Annotated in this window: 18 protein-coding genes; 9 read left to right on the top strand and 9 right to left on the bottom strand. The window is 40.7% G+C overall.

Annotated elements, in window-relative coordinates:
- The first annotated feature begins 575 nt into the window (after positions 1–575).
- Complete coding sequence (locus M886_RS14255; RefSeq protein ID WP_048051370.1) at positions 576–1,421, top strand: type II CAAX prenyl endopeptidase Rce1 family protein; 846 nt, start codon at positions 576–578, stop codon at positions 1,419–1,421.
- A 142-nt stretch (positions 1,422–1,563) separates the two neighbouring features.
- Here the strand turns inward: M886_RS14255 and M886_RS14250 are convergent, their stop codons facing one another.
- On the bottom strand, positions 1,564–2,106 hold the full coding sequence (locus tag M886_RS14250; protein ID WP_235203975.1) for a putative ATP-dependent zinc protease: 543 nt from the start codon (positions 2,104–2,106) through the stop codon (positions 1,564–1,566).
- 162 nt (positions 2,107–2,268) lie between these two features.
- Here M886_RS14250 and M886_RS14245 point away from each other — a divergent pair, with 162 nt between their 5' ends.
- The 3 genes from M886_RS14245 (at position 2,269) to M886_RS14235 (ending at position 5,239) form a co-directional block, all read left to right on the top strand.
- Positions 2,269–3,105, top strand: a complete 837-nt coding sequence (locus M886_RS14245; RefSeq protein WP_235203974.1) for an alpha/beta hydrolase — start codon at positions 2,269–2,271, stop codon at positions 3,103–3,105.
- A 735-nt stretch (positions 3,106–3,840) separates the two neighbouring features.
- Positions 3,841–4,647, top strand: a complete 807-nt coding sequence (locus tag M886_RS14240; protein ID WP_048051368.1) for an ATP-binding protein — start codon at positions 3,841–3,843, stop codon at positions 4,645–4,647.
- The gene (locus M886_RS14235) at positions 4,625–5,239 is read left to right on the top strand and encodes a class I SAM-dependent methyltransferase (RefSeq protein ID WP_048051367.1); all 615 of its coding nucleotides are present in this window, start codon (positions 4,625–4,627) and stop codon (positions 5,237–5,239) included. The genes M886_RS14240 and M886_RS14235 overlap by 23 nt, the downstream gene beginning before the upstream one ends.
- A 5-nt stretch (positions 5,240–5,244) precedes the next feature.
- On the opposite strand, the gene M886_RS14230 is transcribed toward M886_RS14235, so the two are convergent.
- Complete coding sequence (locus M886_RS14230) at positions 5,245–5,478, bottom strand: hypothetical protein (protein ID WP_048051366.1); 234 nt, start codon at positions 5,476–5,478, stop codon at positions 5,245–5,247.
- Positions 5,479–5,789: 311 nt separating this feature from the next.
- Between M886_RS14230 and M886_RS14225 the strand changes: the two genes are divergently transcribed.
- Positions 5,790–7,016 (top strand): ABC transporter substrate-binding protein, encoded by a 1,227-nt coding sequence (locus tag M886_RS14225; RefSeq protein ID WP_048051365.1) that lies wholly within the window; start codon positions 5,790–5,792, stop codon positions 7,014–7,016.
- A gap of 266 nt (positions 7,017–7,282) precedes the next feature.
- Here the strand turns inward: M886_RS14225 and M886_RS14220 are convergent, their stop codons facing one another.
- The 4 genes from M886_RS14220 to M886_RS14205 all read right to left on the bottom strand — a co-directional run bounded on the left by M886_RS14220 (position 7,283) and on the right by M886_RS14205 (position 11,324).
- Entirely contained in the window at positions 7,283–8,050 is a 768-nt protein-coding gene (locus M886_RS14220; RefSeq protein ID WP_048051364.1) for an ABC transporter ATP-binding protein, read from the bottom strand.
- Positions 8,047–9,132, bottom strand: coding sequence for a FecCD family ABC transporter permease (locus M886_RS14215; RefSeq protein ID WP_048051363.1), 1,086 nt, complete (start codon positions 9,130–9,132; stop codon positions 8,047–8,049). Before M886_RS14215 ends, M886_RS14220 begins: the two co-directional genes overlap by 4 nt.
- Before the next feature lie 117 nt (positions 9,133–9,249).
- Entirely contained in the window at positions 9,250–10,203 is a 954-nt protein-coding gene (locus M886_RS14210) for an acetylserotonin O-methyltransferase (protein WP_235203973.1), read from the bottom strand.
- 32 nt (positions 10,204–10,235) lie between these two features.
- Positions 10,236–11,324 carry an ABC transporter substrate-binding protein gene (locus tag M886_RS14205; protein WP_235203972.1) on the bottom strand — a complete coding sequence of 363 codons (1,089 nt, stop codon included), beginning with the start codon at positions 11,322–11,324 and terminating at the stop codon, positions 10,236–10,238.
- 1,156 nt (positions 11,325–12,480) lie between these two features.
- Between M886_RS14205 and M886_RS14200 the strand changes: the two genes are divergently transcribed.
- Together M886_RS14200 and M886_RS14195 are read left to right on the top strand one after the other, a co-directional pair.
- A complete protein-coding gene (locus M886_RS14200; protein WP_048051361.1) occupies positions 12,481–12,939 on the top strand; it encodes a MarR family winged helix-turn-helix transcriptional regulator in 459 nt (152 codons plus the stop codon).
- 466 nt (positions 12,940–13,405) lie between these two features.
- Positions 13,406–14,224, top strand: a complete 819-nt coding sequence (locus M886_RS14195) for a nitroreductase family protein (protein WP_048051360.1) — start codon at positions 13,406–13,408, stop codon at positions 14,222–14,224.
- 43 nt (positions 14,225–14,267) lie between these two features.
- On the opposite strand, the gene M886_RS19390 is transcribed toward M886_RS14195, so the two are convergent.
- Together M886_RS19390 and M886_RS19385 are read right to left on the bottom strand one after the other, a co-directional pair.
- A complete protein-coding gene (locus tag M886_RS19390; protein ID WP_268745863.1) occupies positions 14,268–14,555 on the bottom strand; it encodes a DJ-1/PfpI family protein in 288 nt (95 codons plus the stop codon).
- Entirely contained in the window at positions 14,491–14,898 is a 408-nt protein-coding gene (locus M886_RS19385; RefSeq protein WP_268745862.1) for a DJ-1/PfpI family protein, read from the bottom strand. The genes M886_RS19390 and M886_RS19385 overlap by 65 nt, the downstream gene beginning before the upstream one ends.
- 240 nt (positions 14,899–15,138) lie before the next feature.
- Here M886_RS19385 and M886_RS14180 point away from each other — a divergent pair, with 240 nt between their 5' ends.
- Positions 15,139–15,549 carry a GNAT family N-acetyltransferase gene (locus tag M886_RS14180; protein WP_230626523.1) on the top strand — a complete coding sequence of 137 codons (411 nt, stop codon included), beginning with the start codon at positions 15,139–15,141 and terminating at the stop codon, positions 15,547–15,549.
- 45 nt (positions 15,550–15,594) lie between these two features.
- Positions 15,595–15,750 (top strand): hypothetical protein, encoded by a 156-nt coding sequence (locus tag M886_RS19215; RefSeq protein ID WP_230626521.1) that lies wholly within the window; start codon positions 15,595–15,597, stop codon positions 15,748–15,750.
- A gap of 107 nt (positions 15,751–15,857) precedes the next feature.
- Here M886_RS19215 and M886_RS14175 read toward each other — a convergent pair whose 3' ends face one another.
- On the bottom strand, positions 15,858–16,646 hold the full coding sequence (locus M886_RS14175) for an HNH endonuclease (protein ID WP_015413216.1): 789 nt from the start codon (positions 16,644–16,646) through the stop codon (positions 15,858–15,860).
- Positions 16,647–16,696 lie beyond the last annotated feature (50 nt).

Here is a 16,696-nt window from a genome sequence, read left to right as displayed (position 1 = left end):
TCCGGAGAAATACTTTCTTCAGTCCCTGAGTGCCTTTTTTAATTTCTGGCTTCCGACCGGAAGCCCTGCAAAAAAACAGAAAAATATGAAGAAAAAACCCGAGTAAAAAAAAATTGAGTGAAAACATGAAGACGAAAACAGGGTGAAAAAGAGATTCAAATTTATATATTTTTCAGGCAGAATTTGATTTGTTCATTTTCTGTTTTCTGTCACAGTTTTTTCAATAGTTTTTACTTACTGTTTTGTTCTCACTTCTTCTCTCTGGTTTTTTAGGAAAGGTATTTCTCCTTAGTCGAGAGGGACAAAAGTGGTTTGGTAGGCCTGATATGGTTGTACGGGTACTAATTGTTCTCTCAAGAGCCTTATTACTAATGGGGAAGTTTTCCATCTCTGCAGTAAGCTAGCGGTGTATCGAATGAAATTACTTAATGCAATCAAAAGCCGGAAATTTTATTGATAGGTACATGAATTTAACAATCCTGGACAATTAAGTTATACAAGAATAGCATAATTAGGTATAACTTGTCAAATCTTTCTTAATGAAAATTATAAATATTTGCTATGTGGAGAGTTATATGGATAACAAAATTATTCGTAATGTTGTTGTGTTTATTGTTGTTGTTATTCTCAGCGGGTGGATAGGTGTTCTTGTAGGCTCTGTCCTTACCGAGCAGCCCAAAGGTGATTCTCCTGGTATGGGAATATGGTTGGTAACACCTATGCTGGCTGCAATTACAATAACTATTTTTTCAAGGGGCAACTGGAATGATCTTGGTTTCAAGCCAAATTTCAAAGGAAACATAAAGTGGTATTTTATTGCAGCTCTGGTTTTTCCTGTTGTAACATCAATTGTTCTGATAATCGGAGTTATAACAGATTGGATTGACACATCAACCCTCGACCTCAGACCTTTTATTCTGGTGTTTTCCAGTACCCTGTTATTTAATTTTATTAAAAATATTTTTGATGGGACCCCTTTGTTCAGTTATCTAACTCCAAAGCTCGTCAAATTAAACTTTAATGATTGGAAGATCTATCTCACTGTTGGCAGTGTTTGGGGAATCTGGCATCTTCCATATTTTTTGGTCTTTTTACCCGAAACTGATATTCAAGCAGTGTTACCTGTCAGCCGAGCTATAATTATCATTTTTATGATTATAACAATGATACTCTGGTCGGTGATGTTCATTGAGCTTTACAGGGTAACAAAATCGATCTGGCCGGGGGTTGTATTACATATGGTAGAGGATTCACTAATAAATCCTTTAGTTATATCAGGTTTTATCAGCATTGCAGCAGGAAAAGAAATTCTTATTTCACCAATCATTGGGATTATTACTTCAATTCTTTACTTACTAATCGGATTAGGAATAAGAACTTATAGAATACAGGCAAGCCAGAAGACTGTTAATAGCGAATAACATTTGTTAATCTAATAGCGAATAACATTTGTTAATCCGATATATTGTTTTACCTGTTTGCAAATTATTTATTGGGCTCTTAATTACCACTGGACCGCTGCAAACATGATAATCATAATGCTTATTTTTGTCCCAGAGGTCTTTACTGGTCTTTAACGTATTCAAAGCTCCATAGGGGAATCCCTTCAACTTCTCCTTTCTTAAGATGCTCCAGCTCGTGAGCTGCACTGTATGCCGGCGTACCTTTCAGTTGTATGCATTTTTTCTCCAGCTCCCTGACAGTTATCTTCCTGCTTCCCGGGTTTACTTCTGCAAATATGATCCTTTTCGCCTGCAGGGCTATTATGTAAGGTCTTTCAACCAGTTCCCGCTCTTCTTTTGTCCCGCATTTTTCGAGCCTTCGGACTACTCCTTCTTGAGCCAGGACTTCGGGGTCGATAAAAAAGTATATCTTTTCCAGGGTATAGCCGGTTTTGCTTTCCTCATCATAATAGGTGATCACATCTTTTACTGCCATGCTTTTTGTTTCTTCGGTAGCATAACTCCATGAGCCGCCGGATTTCAGTGAAAGCAGAAAAGGAAGAAAGAGGTCTCCCTGGATTCCAAAACTGGAAATCATATCCCTTTCCAGGGCTGAAAATCTGAAGATAGCCCTGATTTCTTCGGCATCCATGTTCTCATCCATTTATTAAGAGTTCTAATGCTGAAGTCTATTTAATTTTTGCCCGTACAGAAAAATCAATGAAACTTTACAGATAAAGGCTCATATTATTACTGATCGGAATCTATCGCTGACCATCTATTGCTGACCGGAATTGCTTCATAGCTTGGGGGATTTGCAGGTTCTTTGAGACCCTGCTTAAAGACCAGAAATATAATCGAAAATGTAATTGAGAATGTAATCGAAAATGTAATTGAAAGAATTCGAATAAAATATATCCTTTCCTTATGGATAAGTGAGATAATGGATAAAAGACATTTTTATATATTAAATAATAAAATTCGTATTCCTGCCATCCTGTGGGGAAAACAGAGTGAAAAGCTGTTAATTGAAGTCCATGGCAACCTTTCCAGTAAAGAGGATACCGTAATTTCCATGATGGCACAGAAAGCCGTTGAAAAAGGTTACCAGGCACTGAGCTTTGACCTGCCCATGCACGGTGAGCGTGTGGATGAGGAATATGCCTGTATTCCAGAAAATTGCGTAAGTGATCTGGCTGCTATTTACGAATATGCAAAGTCACTTGCATCTGACATTCACCTGTTTGCGTGCAGCATGGGGGCTTATTTCAGTCTTCTTGCCTATCACGACCTGAACATAAAGCAGAGTTTGTTTCTCTCGCCTATCGTCGATATGGAACGTATCATAAGCAAGATGATGGAAAGTTTCCAGGTAAGTGAAGAAAGATTGAAAGCAGAACATGAAATCCGATTGCCGAACGGGCAGGTGCTGGAATGGAACTATTATTGCTACGTGAGAGAAAACCCGATTCGTTTTGAATGGAAAGTACCAACTGCTATTCTGTATGGTTCTGACGATAAACTGACAGAATTGGACGAGATTTCAATATTTGCAGACAGGTATCAATCAAAGGTTAAGGTCTTGGAACACGGGGAACATTACTTCCATACTGAAGAGCAATTGAAGGTATTTGATAAATGGGCAGATGAAAATCTGCTGTAAAACTTGATAGATACTGCAATAGAGAAGTATCCAGCCTGTTATTCTGTGCCCATGCAATGGTCGCATGACTCAGGCTTCACAGACAGAGAAAAGATCACCGTTTAAGCTGGTGCGACTCATCCCGGATCCTTTTTTGGTGACGATTCTCTAGCTTTCAGGTTTTGATCGGCAACTCAAAAATAAGAGACTTATAAGTTTTTTTGAGCTCTGGCATTACTCATCAAATTATTCAGTGATGCATAAAAAAGAATGCTTTTGATGGGCTTCAAATCTCTTCAAAATCAATAAACGCTGATTATTCTCTTCTTCAAAGACATATATTGCGGAAGCAGTCCAGTTAAAAAAGACTTGATCTAAATTTAAATTTTGTCAGCAAGTATGATACAATAAGAGTCTGCTCTTCAGGTTTACTTTAAAGCCTGACAAGCTGAAACATGTCTGGCAAAACCTGCAATATTTAGGTGACATTTGCATTCATATCTCATTGAGAGGGTTATTTTTGTAAGCTTTTTTTGCCTGGATCACATTCTCCTCCTAGATTTTAGGATGTGGGTTTCAAATCATAAGATATAAATAGAATTTGTTAATTAGTAGTTAGTATTCTTATAATAAGAATACTAAATATACTATTTAGGATTATTAGTATTCTTATTGTACCACAAAAGATGTGTTAATTCAGAAATACTGTGAAAACATGAACAGAACAGAACTTGTTGAAATCTTGGAGAATAAAATATGAAGAGTAATAAAAATGCATACAAACTCGCTATATGTGGAAAAGGAGGAAGTGGTAAGAGTACCATTGCAGCTCTCCTTGCAAAGGCTCTCGTAGAGAATGAAAATTCCGTTCTTGTTATCGATACCGATGAGTCGAACTTCGGTCTTCACAGGCAACTGGGAGTCGGTCTTCCTCCAGATTTCATGGAATATTTCGGCGGCAAAAGTGCTGTCCTTGAGAAAATAATGCAAGCAGCACCTGACTGGGATTCTGTCTCTTTTTTTGAGGAGAAATTAAGTTTTGCTGACATTCCTGCAGCATATATTTCGAAGAACGGGGAGGCGAAACTCCTTGCCATAGGAAAGATACACGAAGTTGGAGAAGGATGCGCCTGTTCAATGGGAATGCTGGTAAAAGAATTTATCGAAAAGTTGAGGTTGAACAATGGCGAAGTTGTCATTGTTGACACTGAAGCAGGCATCGAACATTTCGGAAGGGGTATTGAAAAGAGTGTAGATGCTGTTCTCATGGTAATTGATCCCTCTTACGAATCCCTTAAATTGTCCGAAAAGGTAGCCGATTTAAGTAGCAGCATTCGCAAACCGATATTCTTTATTCTAAACAAAGTCGACGAATCAAACGAACAGTTCATGCGAGAAACCGTAGGCAACAGGCATACAGTCATTGCAGCTGTTCCGGCAGACCCTGCTCTTTCACTTGCAGGGCTGAGGGGTGAAGAGATTATGGCAGGTCACACTGAAATTCAGCATCTCTTACAGACCCTTGCGGAGAAATGCGGATATGAAGAACATAAAAATCTGTAAAAAAGAATGTGACCCTGATCCCGCTCGTAGGGAAAACAAACAAAGGCATGGCCGAAGCAGTTTCTGGATGCATGACCCTGATTTAATATTCAACGAGCTGAAACTGAAAGACGGAGACTATTTTCTTGACATGGGCTGTGGACCGGGAGATTATTCAATTTGGGCTTCCAAAATTGTCGGGAATTCCGGGATAGTATATGCTCTGGAAAAGTGGCAGGATCTTATTGATGATCTGACAGAAAAAGTTGATCTGAAAGAATTAACGAATATCGTGGGAATAGTTTCTGATATTACCAAACCATTATCTATCGAAGAAGGCTGTATCGATGTTTATTTTATTTCCACCGTGCTGCATTCTCTTGATCTGGCTAAAGACAGTAATATGATATTCAATGAGATCCACAGAGTTTTAAAACCTGATGGGCGCCTGGCAATTATCGAATGCAAAAAAGAAGAAATGTCTTTTGGTCCGCCGCTGCACATGCGTTTATCACCTGAAGAACTGGAAAACATAATAACGAAATATGGTTTTGAAAAGATAGACCTGACAGATCTTGGTTATAATTATATGATCCAGTTCAGGAAAAACTGATAAAATTAATAGTAGCAGAAGCAGTCAAAAATAACATACTGGAAGACGACCGCATCGATCTCAATAAAGGTTTCCCAAAAAAGGCTTCCTCTCCAACCGGGATGCGAGAAGACATGTAATTTTTCGAGCCACGAAAAGTTTGAATTTTTTGTAGTTCTCGGAATCTTCGCGTCCCAGAATTCTTCTTTCTTCCAGATAAGAGGAACGCCTGCCATCACTGGCGCTGCTCTTGAAACCATTTATCCAATTATTGGCACCTGGACTCAGCCCCTGAATTTTATTTCAGGATGCCTGATGTCACCACACATCTTGTCGCGAAGGTACGGGATGAGACTCCGATCTTCACCCCATCCTCGGAGGCGTGGTCACAGGCCAGATCTCTAAGGCAAGCCGGAAAAATGCCGGGAAAATACCCAGATCAGCATGCTTGCAATCAGCATGTAGAGTAAATGCGGTAAGGAGAATAGACTATGATCTCGAACGTGATTAACTTGAATGATATATCAGACTGTAAAATGATAGGCTGTGAAATCCGGCGGGAGGAATGTAGATGCAGCAGAAATCCCTGATTATTCTGAGCCTTATTCTTCTCCTTGTGACGGCTATTACAGGATGCACACAGGCACCCATGCAGACTACTGAGGAAAAGCCCGTTACCGGCGGCGAGTACCGGATAGTAACCGACAGCCGGGGAGTTGAGGTAAAGGTGCCGGTCAACATCGAGCGGGTAGTTACCGTCTCAGATGGCCTTGTAGAGGAGGTAATGGTGGTCCTCAACGTCAATAATACTCTGGTTGGTCTTGGTTCAAAAGGCCTCCAGTACGAAGGAGATTTTACTTATCCTGATGAGAACGGCACTAATGTTACTGTGAGTGGGGGCAAACACATTGTTCTTGCCCTTTCTCCAGATGTTAAAGCTCTCCCCCTGGTAATGGACTACGGTGTGGCTATGAACTACGAGACCCTCGCCTCTGTTGAGCCCGATATTGTCATCATTCGTTTAGGGGACTCTTCGTTTCTTTCTGCAGAGGATGATAATGCGAAGAAGACAATCCAGACAATCGAATCTCTCGGAATCCCTCTTGTCGTTCTTTATAGTCCCAGTTGTTATGAAAATTCTAATCCGACAGCGATTTCGGATGAGATCCACATCATAGGACAGGTTTTTGGAAAGGAGGAAGAAGCCGATCGAATTGCTTCTTGCCTCGAGTCCAGACAGGAAATGATCAAAAAAAGGACACAGAATATTTCTGAAGAGGAAAAACCTGATGTGTTGGTATTAGGTCTCTCCCCCATGCACCGTACAGAGACATCAGTCGGCATCGCCTGGGGTCTGAAAACTACAGAGTCGTATATGATCGAGGACGTTGTCAATGCAAAAAACGCTTTACGTTCCGACCTGGGTTCCTTTGAGATTGTCAGTACCGAAAAGGTCCTGGCGATGAACCCCGATGTCATTGTAATCGGCACTGCAGCACACTATGCTCCTCCTGAGGAACTGTATGAGGCTCCGTATTACAAAAACCTTCGCGAACTCCAGGCTGTGAAAAACCACAGAGTCGTCTCTCTTCCCTACTCTCCTCGAAACAGTGCAAAGCGCCTGGAATATCCCCTCGACCTGATGGTTATCGCAAAGGCGGTATACCCTGAAAAATTCGAGGATATTGACCTTAACGAATGGATATTGTCATTTTATCAGGACGTTTATGGCATTGACCGTGATACAGCAATACAGCTTCTTTCGGCTCAGTTGATGGACTGGTGTGTGGAAACATAAACTGGAAAATCATTTATGAGGGTATTTTCGACTGAAGACATCAAAAAATTCTCTTGTTTGTAGCACATCCCTACTATAGGTTATCATTTGTTTGAAGAAACTTTTTAAAGGATTTATAAAATACATTATGCCTGTTCTCCATGAAAATCATGGAGATTGGGTACTCTCAGGCCAAATTGAGATGTAAGATTCTGTTTAATTATGAACTTTTACTCATTTCATATAATCTTTCCAGTATCTTGAACGTTTTTTCATAACATTAAGGTTTATACCGGTCTTTTCGGAATGATATGCGGCAGATTATCCTCGAGCACCACAGCAGCCTCAACATCATAGACCGCTCTGATATTATCCTGTGTCAGGACAGAAACAGGATCCCCTGCTGCGAATATCTTCCCTCCTTTGAGCATGATGATCTTATCCGTATACCTGGAAGCAAGATTGAGATCATGGATTACAAGAATAGAAAGCAGCTCCTGTTTTTCTACAAGGGCGCGGATGATATCCATCACTTCAAGCTGGTTCCTTATGTCCAGTTTGGAAGTCGGTTCATCAAGGAGGAGCACCCGGCTATTCTGGGCGAGTGCTCGTGCGATCATTACTCGCTGCTGCTGGCCGCCGGAGAGTTCCGAATTGTAACGGAGTGAAACCTGTTCAAGGTTCAGCATCTTGATAGCTCTAGCAGCAATCTCAACATCGTCCTTACTGATCCTCCAGGACGAAAACGGACGCCTGCCCATAAGCACCGTATCAAAAACAGTTGCCTGAAAGGTGGTAGATAACTCCTGGGGCACATAGCCGAAATTTCGAGCGATTTCTACCGCGTCCATGTCACGGGTCTTCTGCCCGTCAAGGCAGACCCACCCGCTCTTTGGCTTAAGAACATTATTGATGCAGCGGAGCAGCGTGCTTTTTCCGGCACCGTTCGGCCCTATTATGCCAACCACGCACGGTTTGCAAAACTCCATTGAAATCCCATGTAGCACAGGCACTGAAGCATATGAGAGCTTGACCCCGTCGATAGAGAGCCTCAACAGTACTCCCTCCCGTACATGATCAAATACACAAAGAAAGGAACACCAAGGAATGCCGTGATCACCCCTACGGGAATAACTGCAGGTGAGAGAACAGTACGTGCAATAGAGTCAGAGATTATCAGGAAAACTGCTCCCATTAGCCCGGATGAAGGGATAAGGAAACGGTTATCTCCTCCAATGATCAGCCGGCAGATATGTGGCGAGACAAGCCCGATAAACCCTATTGCTCCAACAAAACTGACAACTCCTGCAACCAGAAGTGACGAGACTGCCATGATAAGGATCCGGAACCTTTTGACATCAATTCCAAGGCTCTTTGCACTCTCGTCTCCTGCCCCTATTATATTAAGGTCCCAGGACTTCCAGATGAGTACAGGAACAAGTATTACTATAATGGGAATAACAAAACGAAAATCCTCCCATCTTGCTTTTCCGAGGTCCCCTACCATCCAGAACATTGCCCACTTTACTGCTTCCGCTTCTGCAAAATATTCTGCAAATGTCGTGAGGGCCTGGAAGAAAAACATCACAGCGATCCCGGTCAGGACCATAGCTTCTGCTGAGCCTCCTTTTTTCTCCGCAACGGCGATAATGACCGCTGCAGCTATCAGTGAGAAGAAAAAGGCGTTCCCGACAATAAGATACTTGCCTGCAAAAATTCCGGTCCCAAATACGATAGCGATCGCCGCCCCAAATCCTGCTGCTGACGCAATTCCGAGCATATACGGATCAGCAAGAGGGTTTTTCAAAGCTCCCTGCATCGCCGCTCCTGCTGTTCCGAGGGCAACCCCGGCAAAGAGTCCCATAAAAATTCGGGGAAACCGGAGTTTCCAGAGGCAGACATCCGCTACCCAGGAACTCTCTACAATATCAGGAAATATTTTGCTAAGAAGTGAGGCATACACATCCCCAAAAGAGATGTCGGCAGCCCCGGTCGCAGCTGAGATCCCGACGCTGACAATAATGAGCAGGCATAAGGCAAAGATAAAAAGGATTTTTTTATGTGTAAAGTGATAATACCTCTCTGTAATATGGCCTGTTTCTTCTGGAAATATGTTTTTTTGTAAGTCATAATCCATACGCTGTCAACCCGTTTGATCCTCTATCCTTGCTTAGTCCTCTGTCCGTTCTGGACTTTTTCGGGCGATATCAATATCTAAAGGACCTGCATCAAAGTTAATTGTCTGTGACCGTACCTACCGAAATCCTGCATTGAGTATCGAGTTTACGATAAGTCCCTTTCTAAGACTGCAATTATACCCTGAAAGAGCGCTGGGCATCATATTGAGGACGTGGATAGACGGTTTTGTGCCCTCGTCATATATCCCATCATGAAGACTTACAAAGGTTCCTCCCGGATTGAGTGCATCATAAATCTTTTTCACCATCTTATCCATGCAGTCCCTGGCAAAATTAAGTGTACAGCTGGCAAGTATCAGGTCATAACCACTGCCAAGCGGGTCGTTAAGGTAATCGCCTCCGATAGTTGTTATTCTATCCGAAAGTCCATACTCTGCTATGAACTCCCCAGTGACATTAACTACAGCCGGCTGGTCAAACACCGCACCTTCCATTGACGGATGGCGGGATAATACTGCAATTCCCACCAGCCCTGGACCTCCTCCCAGGTCAAGCATTTTCTTCATCGAAGAAAATTCCGGCAATGCTGAGATAATATCCGCTACCTTCTGAGCGGTTCCTGAACGTTCCCAGTTTGCCATTGACCGCGCGTATCTTATCCAAAACTCCTCAGAATTCATTCCTCCTTCTTCTGTAAAGGCTGGCCCATTTTTGACCCTTTCAGCTATCGTTTTTGGACTCATGGCCAGACGTTCATACTCAAATAAAATCAGGTCTCCATAGTAGGTAGGGCGGCCGGTGACCAGATATTGCTCAGCTTCTGGACTGTTCTGGTAGAACCCGTCCTTTTTTATCACAAGTTCGCAGGCAGCCAGTAAATTGAGGTATTCTGCCGTCATTTTGGCATTAAATCCGCATTTTTCAGCAAGTTCTTCTGCCCGGACAGGCTTGATTAGCTGGTCAAAGATTGCAAGCTCAACTCCCGCAACCATCGCATTTGTCTTAACGGGTGCAAGGGACATTTCATATATTCTGGTTAGTGGGACTATAATTTCCGGAAATTCTTTCATAGTTGTCACTCTCCTGTCTGTTAAAAATGCAGTTAAGCCGGATAGGCAAATAGTCCGGCATTAGAAAGGTTATAGTCAGCTTTTATGAACCTATCCAGATATTCCTGATGAAGGGCCTCGGGGTCGAGATCAGGAAACTCTTCAGGATAGAACCACTTGGCCATGTAAGCTATAGCAATGATATTTCTTGGGGTGGAAAGCAATTCATTATGAAGCAGGTATACTTTTTTGTTTTTTACAGCGTCAGTGTGTGCAAAGACGTCCTGCCGCATGATTTCTTCCTGAATTTCTTTACCACTCTCAGAAGCCAGTTCCGAATCATTGACAGCATATCCGAATGTGTCAGGGTAATGCTGGTCCCAGCACATAACTACAATGGCATCGATGTCCTGTTCAAGAACCCATTCTTTATCGACATCTCCATAAGCAAAAGGCAGATCTCCTGCAATGTTTTTTCCACCGGCAGCGTTAAAGAACTCGTTTCCACCGGGCATTTCTTTCCCATAGGTTTTTATTTGTTCAGGAGTGTCGGAAAAAGCCTTATAAAACACATTCAGGCGGTCTTCCTGGGTTATCCGCGAAGTTTTAGTTACTATAGGATCATAAATTCCGCTGTAAAACTCGATATATTCCTGAGCTTCTTCCTCTTTCCCGGTAACCATTCCGATTATCTTAATAGTATCACAGAATGAGTCAGGATTTAGTGTATCAACGAAAACAACCGGTATGTCAGGTTCAAGCGCATTGATTATTTCTTCAGTAGTGCCATACCATTCGAATTTTGGCAGGATTAGAATATCTGGCTGGGTTTCTATAGTTTTTTCATAGTTGATATCCATAGGATTTCTGACCGGACATATTGCAGGAATTTTATCCAGAATCGGATAAAACTTCTCATCAGATATGTACCCGTCTCTTGCTACAACTCGATCCCAGGCTCCGACAGCTTTGAGGACTTCAGCAACCGAGTAATGTGTATATGCAATTCTTTCGGCGGGTTTATCAAGAGTCACTTCTCTACCAAGGGCATCAATAATTATTATCTTAGTATCTGTAGCTGTTGTGTTTGTTTTCTGTTCAGTTGCGGTTGAGAAGACTACAAAGAGTAATATTAGAAGCAAAGCACCAAATCCAATACCTAATTTCTTTATATGTGTTATATTTCCTACCTCCAGTTTTTGTATTTACTTTTGTCTTTATTTTGTATCCAGGGATGATTTTCGTTCTAGAGAATTGAGAATTTAGTTTATTTTTATTAACATGAAATAATACAAAATTACTTGAATTCAACTTTATTTTACTAAAAATCAAATTAACTTTGTTTGAAATAATGATCAAATGCCTATAAAAAGATTTGTATTCTAACTATAAGAATAAAGATTAAATTGATAAAACAAATTACTTTGTATTAACCTTGTGAGGTTACAGTCTGAAAGTTAAACTATGACTGTTAAAAACATGATTTTTTTACTGATTTTTGAACAGGCAGTAAATCATAATTTCTTCAAAAATTCCAATTGAAAATAGAAAGGAACCCTGTTCTAGTTTATTAAACCCTGTTCATGGTTTATTATCGAGTGAAATGTTGCATTCTGGAAAATTTTGTTTAAATAGAGGCAAAAATAAGTGAAAAGCAAACTTCCATGGTAATTGAAAAGTTTCTTCAATTTTTTCTTTCCGCTAATTTGTTTAGTACCATGAAAGTTCTATTTTTCAAGGCACATTTCGCAGGATTTTATTTTAAGGCAGCATAAGTTTGAAAATAAGCATTTTTAATGAGAGATAAATGAACTTTCCATTTTTTGGATTTTAAGTCTCATATTCCATTTAGGAATAAAGAAGATATAGTCTCATTATTTTTGTTCTCGATATCGTCTTCAGCAATGGCTGTGAAGTCATTCCTAAAGTAAATACTAGAAATTATATTTTTACCATTCCTTAATATCGGATTATGAGCTGATCTCAAAACTCAAAATTGTGTCTTTTTATTTCAAATTTTGAATTATCTGCGGGTCTACTGATTAAGAAAATAGTTTGAAAGTTCTTGCCGACATACGAAAAAATTGGTTTTGGAATGGGCCCTATAGTAATGTCTGAATTTTTAGTTTGAAATCATATTGTTTAAATGTGAACAATATTATTTATAATAGTCTGATTTAAACGATATAATTATAAACTATATGAATTCAAAGAATGCATTCTAACAAACAAATTCTGACCTACAGCCATGGAATAGTCATCCTTCTAGATATACACAAATTAATGGTATGAAATTATATGAAATCGAAAAAGCTAAAAGAAGCAGCTGAACTCCAGTTTGACCTCCTTAATCTCTTCCACAAGAATTTTGCAAAGATTTTCCATGAGATTACCTATGGCCCCTATAACCTGAACAAAAACCAGAAAAGAGCTATTATAGCCATAGGAAGAAATGAGGAAATAATCCCTTCTGTCCTTGGGGAGTATCTGGATCTTCAGAGAGGAAGTCTGACATCAATAATTGATTCCCTGGAAAAAGAGGGACTCATCTTCAGGAAAGGAGACCCTGAGGATCGCAGAAAAACTATTTTATCCCTTACCAAAGCCGGTAAAGAATACAGGAATTGGTTAAATGCAGCAATTCAGGCTAAAGTCTCAGAGATCCTTGATAGGCTGGATGAGGAAGAAATTGACAGCTATCGAGAAAGTATGGAAAATATGATAACGTTTTTTGAGAAGCTGGATGAAAGAGCTTGAGAAAACGGCCCATTAATTGGCTATTATGAAAATATAATTATAAAAAGGTTGAAGTTCAAACACTTAGAACTTGTTATCATCGCAAAATAAGTTGAAGTGAATCAACTTTGCAGGAGTTATGAAATGCGGATAACTTCTAAACTATATAAAACAATAAGTAACTCCTTAATTACATCATCCGAAACCGAAAAGTCGAGGTTTTCTCTTCTTAACAGGGATTTCTCTGAGTTCTGAACAGGGATTTCTTTGAGTTCAGAACTTCATTGCTGATTATGTAAATAGGTACTTCCCTGGAATAGACAAATATAGGCAAGTATGCTGCTTTTTATCATTTGGCCAGGCAGTAATAGAATTAATGAAGCAAAATTAATGAAACTTCACAGGCAGAGAATCAAAGAGAAGTAATAAATGCTGGCTGGTCAATATATTTGCTCTTAACGGAATTTTCCTTACAGGATTTGATACAATGGCTCATATTATTGTTGATCAGGACCTCTGCACAAAGTGCGGCATTTGCGTAAACGTATGCCCATCACATATCATCAATCCGGCTGATGAGTCCCATCTTCCACACGTGCCGGAAGAAAACATTTTGCGTTGCATGTATTGCGGGCACTGCGAGGCCTTCTGCCCCTCCCAGGCTCTTGTCCTTAACCTCTGCCCTGATGAAAAAGTCCCCCTGCCTGAAGGTGCTGGCAACATCCCTCCTGAGGATATAGCCTTCTATCTCAAGAAACGCAGGTCTATCCGGCATTTTACCAGGGAACCCGTGCCAAAGGAGAAAATTCTTGAAGTCCTGGGTATAGCCCGCTACGCAGCGTCCGGAACCAACGGCCAGCCTGTGGAGTGGATTGTTGTCCATGACCCTGAGAAAGTGAAAAAAGTAGCCGGGCTTACTATTGAATGGATGAAAACCCTGCTGAACACACCACATCCCATGAGCGGCTACGTACCTGCGCTCATTTCGGCATGGGAACAGGGATATGATGTCATTTGCCGGGATGCCCCGCATCTGCTTTTCGCCCATATTCCCGAAGAAAGTCCGATTGCATCCATTGATGCCATTATCGCACTCACGCATTTCGATATTGCCGCGCCTGCATTCGGTATCGGGACCTGCTGGGCGGGATTTGTTGGAGCTGCTTCCATGTTCTATGAGCCTCTGCAGAAAGAGCTCAATTTGCCTGCAGGAAGAAAATTTGCTTACGCAATGATGTTTGGCAACCCGCAGTATAAAGCTTATGGAATCCCCCGCAGGAAGCCGCTTCAAGTGACGTGGCATTAAGGCTTTGAAAGGTTTCTAAAAGTCTTGGCAGGATAAGGGCTGTTCAGTCCCTTTTCCTCAAATACTCAGGAGCCTGCGGAATTTTATGCATCATAGCATATGACCTGCCGGAAGGGTAGTATTCGGCACCGAGCTGAATTCTGCCTGCCGTTTTTTCATCCGTCATGTATTCGACAAATTCGAGCGCCATATCAATGCCAGCAGAAATGCCTGCAGAGGTCCAGATATTTCCGTCCCTTACAATACGTTCCTCCACCACCTCCACGTCATCCAGTTCTCGTAATCTGGGGAGTGAAGCCCAGTGAGTGGTAGCCCGTTTGTTTGTGAGCAAGCCGGCGCGGTAGAGGATAAAATGTGCCTGTGCAGACGGAAAGCACGGCTTTGCAGTTCTTAGCCTGCGAGGCAACGAATTGAATAAGAGATGGGTTATCCACCTCTTTGCGCGTGCCTTCACCGCCCGGAACAAGGAGAAAATCAAGTGGAGGGCAATCTGCAAACGTGGCGTGAGGATTTATTGACATTCCCTTGTTACAGACCACGGGTCCGGGATTTTCGGCAACCATCAGGCACTTTTCAGGCCCCTGGCCAAATTTGCTCCAGAGAGATATTATTTCCCAGGGTCCTGTAAGATCCAGTTCTTCGAGACCCGGAAAAACTAAAAATCCGAAATTCATGTTCCAAAGTTTGTGAATGTTCAGTATATATTTTTCTGTTATTCTTTCTGTTATTCTTTCTCTAATTTTTCTTCCATTTTCTTTCTCATTTTTTCTCTCATTTTTCGCCCATAAGGGAAGACCTTATTTTGCGACCGGAAACATAAAGGCAAAAAATAAAGTAGAAAACAGACAAAAAACAAAGCAGAAAAATATTTTAAAAATATTCACATTCTTGTTTTGAAAAAGAGGAAGATCATAATGAACATTTCAATCCGTCCGGAAGAAGAGAACGATTTTAAAAATGTGGAACATATGATAAGAGAAGCATTCTGGGATCTGTATCAATCAGGGTGTGTCGAACACCTTATCGCCCACAATATGAGAAAATCACCTGATTTTGTAAAGGAACTGGACTATGTTGCATGTGATGGCGACACGATCGTGGGCAATATAATCTATTCAAGGGCAAAAGTGGTCAATGACGAGAACGATGAATTCGAAGTCCTGTGCATGGGCCCTCTCGGAGTACTGTCTTCATATCAGAAAAAAGGTATTGGCTCTTTACTGATGAACAACACTATTGAAAAAGCAAGGCAACTGGGATATAAAGCTATATTCATTTTTGGCAATCCGGAATATTATAACAGGTTCGGTTTCAGAAATACCTGAGAATATAATATTCAGACATCTTCCGCTGAAAACTTCGATGCTTTCATGGCACTGGAACTCTACAGCGGAAGCCTGAAACAGGTATCCGGAAAGTTTTTCGCATCAGGTTCTTTTGAGGTCACTGAGGAAGAACTTGAGAATTTCGAAAAGGAGTTCCCTCATAAAACAAAACATGTTACAGATACCCAGTTATCTCATTGAATGTTATTCCGGATTTATTTTTTTGAATCTAACTCTTGAAGGACTGGGATAACCTGTACACTATGCATTCTTGAGAAATGGAAATACAAACACTCAGCAAAATACAATTAATTTTTGTTTGCTAACAGTAATTTTTGTAATTCTTTTAGAGATAGGACTTTATCCTTTCTTCTATGAATCATACGATGACAATTAGCACAAACACAGATTAAATCTGTTTCAGCATTTATTGGAACGGAACCTCCCCCTTCATAAAGCGGTTTTATATGATGAACTTCAATGTAATCTTTCCCTATTTCACCATATACCTTTTCAAAATCAAATCCACATCCCTGGCATACAGTTCCATGTATTCTAATAGCATTACGTCTATTTATTGAATTTCGTTCATATTGAGTAGTATAACGCATTATAATTTTACCATCTTTCCGGTTTTCTATAGAGCAACTTTTAAGCTCTTCTTCTTCAGATGGAAACTTTTTTTCATCTACTAGACCAAGCTCTTCTATTGCCTGGACTAATTCATCTCTTACCTTCCAAACAAAATGGTTACCCTCTTTGTAGTCTTCATACCACCCTTCAAATGGTACAATGAATTTTGATTCATTACCTTGAGTTCCGATTACTTCAAATCGATTAAGATACTTGATAATTCTATTAGTTAAACCAATGACGTATCCATTGTATGGAGTACCTTTCAACTCAGATGGATACTTTGCCATTATTGCTTGACTTGTAGCTCGATGATCAATTTCGTAGTACCATTTCAAAATCATATCCAAATATTTAGGTCCAAAAATTTTTGGATTCTGAAGCATTGATTTCCAGGCTTCCACAGTGATATCAATGTCTGCTTCATATCGACCATCAGAATACCTCAAGTATCGCTTTTCCATCAATAATCGCCTTTCAATTTAGAGTATACATAAGTAAAGGTACAATTACC

It is taken from the genome of Methanosarcina soligelidi, from assembly GCF_000744315.1.
In the GTDB taxonomy this organism is placed as follows: domain Archaea; phylum Halobacteriota; class Methanosarcinia; order Methanosarcinales; family Methanosarcinaceae; genus Methanosarcina; species Methanosarcina mazei.
The sequence above is the reverse complement of the archived record's forward strand: the minus strand, read 5'-3'. Positions and strand labels throughout refer to the sequence as shown.